This is a genomic window from Arthrobacter sp. 2YAF22_2, from assembly GCF_052114645.1.
GTDB lineage: Bacteria > Actinomycetota > Actinomycetes > Actinomycetales > Micrococcaceae > Arthrobacter.
Genome location: NZ_JBFRFD010000479.1, coordinates 1 through 2772, shown reverse-complemented (window position 1 = coordinate 2772; position 2772 = coordinate 1). Strand labels below are relative to the sequence as shown.

Genomic DNA, 2772 nt, shown 5'->3' with positions numbered 1-2772 from the left:
CGCTTGCTCCGCAACTGGGTGGACAGCCTGCGGGCGGGCGCCAAGAACGGCGCCGCCGCGGGCGCCGCCCCGGAAGAGACCGCCTAGATGTGGTCCTTGGTTCTGATGGGCCTTGCCGGCCTGCTGGTTGGCGGCGCCCTGTCCTTCCGGCAGCAGAAGAGCCCGCTGTGGGTCCAGATCGCGTTCTATGTCCTGGCCGGGATGTCGTTGCTGGCCGCCTATCTCCTGACGCTGCCGGCCAATTGAGCCCGGTACACTCCTGACCGCCCAACACCATGAGGACCCCACGATGACCACCGAAACCCCGCTTCCGGTACTTGAGCTGCTCCCCGCCGTCGACGTCGTGAACGGGCAGGCCGTCCGCCTGGTCCAGGGCGAAGCCGGCAGCGAAACGAGCTATGGCACGCCGCTGGAAGCCGCACTCAACTGGCAGGACCAGGGTGCCGAATGGGTCCACCTGGTCGACCTGGACGCCGCCTTCGGCCGCGGCTCCAACGCCGACCTGCTCCGTGAGGTCGTGGGCCGGCTCGACATCAAGGTGGAGCTCTCCGGCGGGCTCCGGGACGACGAGTCCCTCGAAAAAGCCCTGGACCTCGGCGTGGCCCGCGTGAACCTGGGCACCGCGGCGCTTGAAAACCCCGAATGGACCGCCCGGGTGATCGAGCGCTTCGCCGACAAGATCGCCGTCGGCCTCGACGTCCGCGGCACCACCCTCGCCGGCCGCGGCTGGACCCAGGAGGGCGGCGACCTCTGGGACGTCCTCGGCCGACTGGAAGAGGCCGGCTGTGCCCGCTACGTCGTCACCGACGTCACCAAGGACGGTACCCTGCAGGGGCCCAACGTCGAACTGCTGCGCCAAATGGTGGAACGCACCGGCAAACCCGTTGTGGCGTCCGGCGGCATCTCCAGCCTCGAGGACCTCCTGGTCCTGCGCTCTCTGGTCCCGCTCGGCGTCGAGGGGGCCATCGTCGGCAAAGCCCTCTACAACGGCAACTTCACCCTCCCCGAAGCCCTCGACGCCGCCGGCCGCCGCTAGGCCCGCCGCCGCCATGGAGCACAATACCCCGCCCGGCGGGCGCCCGCTGCCCGGCCACATCGCCGCCGCCCTCGCCGGCGCCGGGGGAGCGACGGACTCGGCCGGCCAGCCTTGGGCCGGCCGGAGCCTTAGCGGCGAAGACGCCAAGATCCACAACTTCGAGGACGACGACGGCGCCCCCGACGCCGGCTACCTCGCGGCGCTGGCGGCCCTGGAAACCGGCGGCGGTGACGAGGCTGCGGTGGTTGCTTCGTTGGCCACCGCGCGCGTCTTCGTGCCGATCCTTGCCCGGCTCGCCGAAGAAGGCGATGCCGTCGCAGGCACCCACGGCGAGGAGTTGCACGGCGACAAACAGGCCGACATGGCCCTTGTAACACTCCGGTCCGCCGACGGCCGGACCGCGCTGCCGGTATTCACCTCGGCCGCGGCCCTCGCCGCCTGGCACTCGGAGGCCCGGCCCGTCGCGGTGTACGCTGCGCGCGCTGCCCTTTCCGCCGTCGCCGAAGGCGCCGAACTGCTCGTCCTGGATCCCGGTTCCGCAGCCACTTTCGTGGTGCGCCGGCCCGCCGTCTGGGCCTTGGCGCGGCAGCAGGAGTGGACACCTAGCTACAGCGACCCGGCGGTGGAAGAAGCAGCACGGGCCGCGACGGCCGGCTTTCCGGTGCTCCGGCACGTGGAAATCCGCCCTGGCGGCGGAGTGGCGTCGGCGCAGGCCAGCGGCAGGCACCTGCCCGGCGGCGGTGCGGGCCCGGAACTGCGGCTGGTGCTGTACCTTGAGGACGGGCTCGATGCCGCCGCGGTGCAATCCCTGGTGGCGGCACTCAACAACGACTGGGCCCGGAATGAGATCTTCGCCGAACGGGTTGACTCGATCGAAATCAAGTTGCAGCGCGCAGCACCATAGCCTCCGGCCGGCACGGAGACCAGCCGGTGCTGTCGCGGGCAGTACAAGAAGGAATGCAGTCCCGTGAATTTCGCGCTTTACCGTGACCTGCTGGCAGTCAGGCCCATCAGGAACCTCCTGCTCGTCGGCATGGTCGCCCGGATCCCGCACTCAGTCGCGGGCGTGCTGCTGACCCTGCACATCGTCCTCACCCTGGGTCAGGGCTACGCCGCGGCCGGTGCGGCCGCGGCCGTCATGACGATCGGCATCGCCGTGGGCGCCCCCTGGCGCGGTCGCCGCGTAGACACCGTGGGGCTCCGCCGGGCCCTCATCCCGTCGGTTGTGTCCGAGACCGTCATCTGGTCGATAGTGCCGCACGTCAGCTACGAACTGTTATTGCCGCTGGTCTTCGTCGGCGGCCTGCTCACGCTGCCGATCTTCAGCGTCGTGCGCCAGTCCTTGGGCATCCTGGCCCGCGGTGAACAGCGCCGGACGGCCTTCGCCCTGGACTCAATCAGCACCGAACTGGTGTTCATGATCGGCCCTGCAGTGGGCGCCATCGTCGCCACCGCGGGCTTCTCCGTGCTGGGACTGACAGTGGTGGGCGTCGCCACCTCCCTGGCGGGCCTGTTCTTGATCTGGATCAACCCGCCCACCCGCAGCGCCCAACCCGACGCCGAGTCGGAGGCCGAGTTCGAAGCGGCCCAGCAGGAAGGCGCGGAGGCCGCCATTGTTGCCGCGGCGCCCGCCAACCTGCAAGAGGCAGCGGCAGAACTGGCCCCGCTGGCGGCCGCAGAACAGCGGCGGCAGGCCCGCCTCGGCCTGCGGCACARGGTAGCCCGCAACTTCAGCT

At 70.4% G+C, this 2772-nt stretch carries 4 protein-coding genes; all 4 read left to right on the top strand.

What is annotated here, in order from left to right; all coding sequences use genetic code 11:
* Positions 1–87 precede the first annotated feature (87 nt).
* Positions 88–246 carry a hypothetical protein gene (locus AB4Y86_RS16155; protein WP_441403195.1) on the top strand — a complete coding sequence of 53 codons (159 nt, stop codon included), beginning with the start codon at positions 88–90 and terminating at the stop codon, positions 244–246.
* A gap of 43 nt (positions 247–289) precedes the next feature.
* On the top strand, positions 290–1036 hold the full coding sequence (gene priA, locus AB4Y86_RS16150) for a bifunctional 1-(5-phosphoribosyl)-5-((5-phosphoribosylamino)methylideneamino)imidazole-4-carboxamide isomerase/phosphoribosylanthranilate isomerase PriA (protein ID WP_441403194.1): 747 nt from the start codon (positions 290–292) through the stop codon (positions 1034–1036).
* Positions 1037–1049: 13 nt separating this feature from the next.
* Positions 1050–1940, top strand: coding sequence for an SseB family protein (locus AB4Y86_RS16145; RefSeq protein WP_441403193.1), 891 nt, complete (start codon positions 1050–1052; stop codon positions 1938–1940).
* A gap of 63 nt (positions 1941–2003) precedes the next feature.
* Positions 2004–2772, top strand: a 769-nt coding sequence (locus AB4Y86_RS16140) for an MFS transporter (RefSeq protein ID WP_441403192.1), incomplete at its 3' end; no start/stop codon positions are given.